We start from the raw sequence: 3,649 nt of genomic DNA, 5'->3' as shown, positions 1-3,649 counted from the left end.
CGACGGCACGACCCTGGCCTTCACCCGCAACCAGGTGGTCAACGGCGGTGGCGGCAACAAGCACGTGTGGACGGCGTCGGTGGACCACCTGGACCGCCAGCGCGACCTGAGTGCCGCCCACTGCCCCGGTGCCTGCGAGGTCGTCGACGACAGTCCGGCTTTCTCACCGGACGGCGCCACCATCGCCTTCAACCGCAAGAACGGCGCCGGCCGGGTCGACGAGCGCAACGGGATCCTGCTCGCCTCCGCGGCGGGTGGCGGCTGCCGGGTGCTGCTTCCCGACGCGGCCCGCGACCGGCCGGGAGCCTGTGGTCGGGAGCTGCCCGACACGACGGCGACCGGGCCCTTCCAGCCCCGCGACGCCGCCTGGACCTCCGACGGCAGGGCTCTGGTGATCAGCTCGCGTGCCGCCCTGGCCGCCAACAGCCCGGAGAAGCTTTCCCTGGTGAACGTGGCCTCCGGGGCCCGCACCCCGCTCACCGCCGGACTGCCTGGCCGTCAGAAGGAACCCGGCGTCCAGCAGTCCGTGGACCTCGCGGTCCGGGCGCCCGGCACGACCGCGCCGCTCGTCGTGGGAGACTCCGCGAACATCCGGGTGGACGTCGTCAACCACGGCCCGGCGGCCTCGCCGGGGACCAGGCTGACCGTCGCGCCTCCGGCCGGCGTGACCGTCAACGGCCTGACCGCGCCCGGCGCCACCTGTGACGCGGCGGCGCTGGTCTGCGCCCTGGGCGTGGTGCGCCCGGGCACCACCGTGCCGGTCACGGTCACCCTCACCGGGGTCGTGCCCGGGGACCAACCCCTGGACTGGTCGGTCACCGGTGCCGTCCTCGACCCCCGTCCCAGCGACAACACCGGCCGGACCGTGGTGCCGGTGCGCCCGGCACCCGTACCGCCGACGCCCAGTCCGACGCCGACCCCGACACCGACCCTGACGCCGACGCCGACCCTGACCCCGGACCCGACGCCGACTTCGACACCCGCGCCGGGCCCGACACCCACCTCCGCTCCGCCGCCGCCCCCGTCGCCGACCGGCACGCCCCCGCCACCACCGCCCCCGCCGCTGCCGCCCGCGCCAACGGCCGGCCCCGGGCTGAGCCTGACGGCGCAGCCGAACCCCGGTTACGTGGGTGGTCGCGTGGTCGTCACGTACACCGTTCGCAACGGCCGCAACGGGCTGGCCACCGGTCTGCGGCTTCGCGTGGGCCTGCCCGGGGGCGTGCCCCACGACGGGCCGCCGCCGGGCTGCGACCAGGCCTGGGTGTGCGCGCTGCCCGACCTCGCCCCGGGTGCCGGGACCGTCGTCCAGGTCGTCCTCAGCCCTGACAAGGCGCTCACCGGTCTCGTGACCGGCACCCTCACCACCACCGGCACGGACGCCGACCCCGGCGACAACGAAGCCGTCCAGCAGCTGCGGATCCTCCAGCCGCGGATCGTCGCGGTCCCGCCGATCGGCAAGCCCGGTTTCGTCACCTCGGTACGCGGTGAGGACTTCCCGCCCGGCGCGCCGGTGCGGTTCACGTGGCAGCCGGGCATCACGGCCGCGGCGGCGCCGACCGTCCCCGGGCAGGACGGCCGGTTCACCGGCCAGCTGCTGATCCTGGCCAAGGACCAGACCGGCCCCCGCGTCATCACCGCGAGCGGCCCCGGCTTCTCCCCGGTGCAGACCGGCTTCCTGGTGGTCGGCGGCACGGTGCAGCCGCCCAACGAGGTGGTCCGACGATGATCCACGAAGTCGACGAGGGGCTGCGCCGGCTGCTCACGGAGTCCGGCCTGGACGCGTCGGGCGTCGAGGTGGTGTTCGACGCGCCGACCCGCGACTGGGCGGCCCGCCGCAGCGCGCCGACGGTGTGCGTGTTCCTGTACGACGTCCGCGAGGACCACACCCGGCGCGCCAGCGGTGCGGGCGAGGTGTACGACGCGGACGGCTTCCTCGCCGCGCGCCGCGCCCCGGCGCGCTGGTTCGAGCTGACGTACCTCGTCACCGCGTGGGCGAGCCGGCCGCAGGACGAACACCGGCTGCTCTCACAGGTGCTGAGGTGTCTGGTGTCCACCGACGCGCTGCCCCCGCACCTGCTCACCGGCTCGCTCGCCGAACTCGGCCTCATCGTGGGCCTGGACGGCGGTGGCACCGGGCTCGACGCGCCCGCCGCCTCGGAGGTGTGGTCGGCGCTGGGCGGCGAGCTGAAACCGTCGCTGGGGCTGCGGGTGAGGGCGCCACTGGCCGGAGCCACGACGGCCGTCGCCCCGCCGGTCACCGAGGGGCTCGTCCTACGCGCCGCGGCCCGGGCCGAACCGGAGGAGCCGCGGTCCGCGCGGCGCCTGCGCTACACGGAGGTGGGCGAGCCCGGTCCGGAGGGCTTCGGCGGCGCCCGGGAGCGGGGGCAGGCCCCCGCTCGCCGCCGACGCGGGGAGCGGCAGCCGTGACGCGGACCGCGGAGCCCCCGGCCGGGACGACGGCCCCGGCTCCCTACCTGTGGACGCGGCTGCGGGTCGTCGAGGAGCGGGTGCGCACGGCCGTCGCGCTCCGGCGTGCCGTCGATCCCGATCCGGACGATCCGTACCGCGGCCAGTACCTCACGCCGGAGGCGGTCGCCCGCGTCCTGGACGAAGGTCACCCGCCCGCCCTGCCCGTGCCGGACGCGCAGGACGCGCAGGACGCGCAGGACGCTCCGCCGCCCGGATCGCCGCTGGCCGTGCTCGGCGCCCGCTTCGCCCTGGCGCCCCTGGACCTGGACCTGCTCCTGGTCGCCCTGGCCCCGGACCTGGACGCCCGCTTCGAGCAGCTCTACGGCTACCTCAACGACGACCTGACGCGCCGCCGGCCCACCGTCGGGCTCGCCCTCGAACTGTGCGGACACAGCGGGCTGTCCGCGGCCCGCTTCCGGTTGGCTCCCACCGCGCCGCTCGTCGCGGGCGGTCTGCTGGAGGTCACCGAGCCCGAACGGCCGCCCCTGTCAAGGGTGCTGACCGTCCCGGACCGGGTCACCGCGCACCTGCTGGGCGACGCGTCGCCCGACCCGCTGCTGACCGGGGTGCTCGGCGGTCCGGCCGACGATCCGGCCGTCGACCCGGCCGAGCTGCGCCGGGCCGCCGCCGCGACCGGGACCGGCACCGGCCACGTCCACCTGCGCACTCGCGGCGGCGATCCCGAGGGGCTGGCCGTCGCCGCGCTGCACGCGGGCGGGCTGCGGCCGCTGGCCCTGGACGCGGCGGCCCTGTCCCACGACCCCCGTGCCGTGCCGGGGCTGGCCCGGGCGGTCGCCCGCGAGGCCCGGCTGCTGGGCGCGGGCGTCCTGCTGGGGCCGGTGGAGGAGCTGCCCGACCGGCCCGACGAGCGGGCCCGTGTCCTGCGCACGCTGTGCGACGCACTGCGCGGCATCCCCTTCCTCACCCACGGGACCAGCGGCTGGGAGCCCGCCTGGGCGGCCGACACCCCCGTCACCCTGACGGTGGCGGCCCCCGCCCCCGACCGGCACGTCGCGCGGTGGCGGCACGCGCTGGAGCGGGCCGGCGCGGGGGTCGGCGAGAGCGGGGCCGGCGCGGGGGTCGGCGAGAGCGGGGCCGACGCGCTCGCCCGGTCCGTCGCCGCGCACCGCCTGGACGCCGGGCAGCTGCGGCGCGCCGCCGGCACCGCGGTGCGCACGGC

Annotated in this window: 1 protein-coding gene and 2 pseudogenes; all 3 read left to right on the top strand. The window is 77.5% G+C overall.

All coding sequences use genetic code 11. The features are described from left to right. A pseudogene (locus ACFC1F_RS42855) lies at window positions 1-1,726 on the top strand (hypothetical protein); the annotation flags it as partial. Next, the gene (locus ACFC1F_RS42850; protein ID WP_376167199.1) at window positions 1,723-2,427 is read left to right on the top strand and encodes a DUF4255 domain-containing protein; all 705 of its coding nucleotides are present in this window, start codon (window positions 1,723-1,725) and stop codon (window positions 2,425-2,427) included. The pseudogene ACFC1F_RS42855 and the gene ACFC1F_RS42850, both read left to right, overlap by 4 nt. After that, a pseudogene (locus tag ACFC1F_RS42845) lies at window positions 2,424-3,649 on the top strand (ATP-binding protein); the annotation flags it as partial. The gene ACFC1F_RS42850 and the pseudogene ACFC1F_RS42845, both read left to right, overlap by 4 nt.

Origin of the sequence: Kitasatospora sp. NPDC056181 (assembly GCF_042266225.1) — a bacterium.
In the GTDB taxonomy this organism is placed as follows: domain Bacteria; phylum Actinomycetota; class Actinomycetes; order Streptomycetales; family Streptomycetaceae; genus Kitasatospora.
The sequence above is the reverse complement of the archived record's forward strand: the minus strand, read 5'-3'. Positions and strand labels throughout refer to the sequence as shown.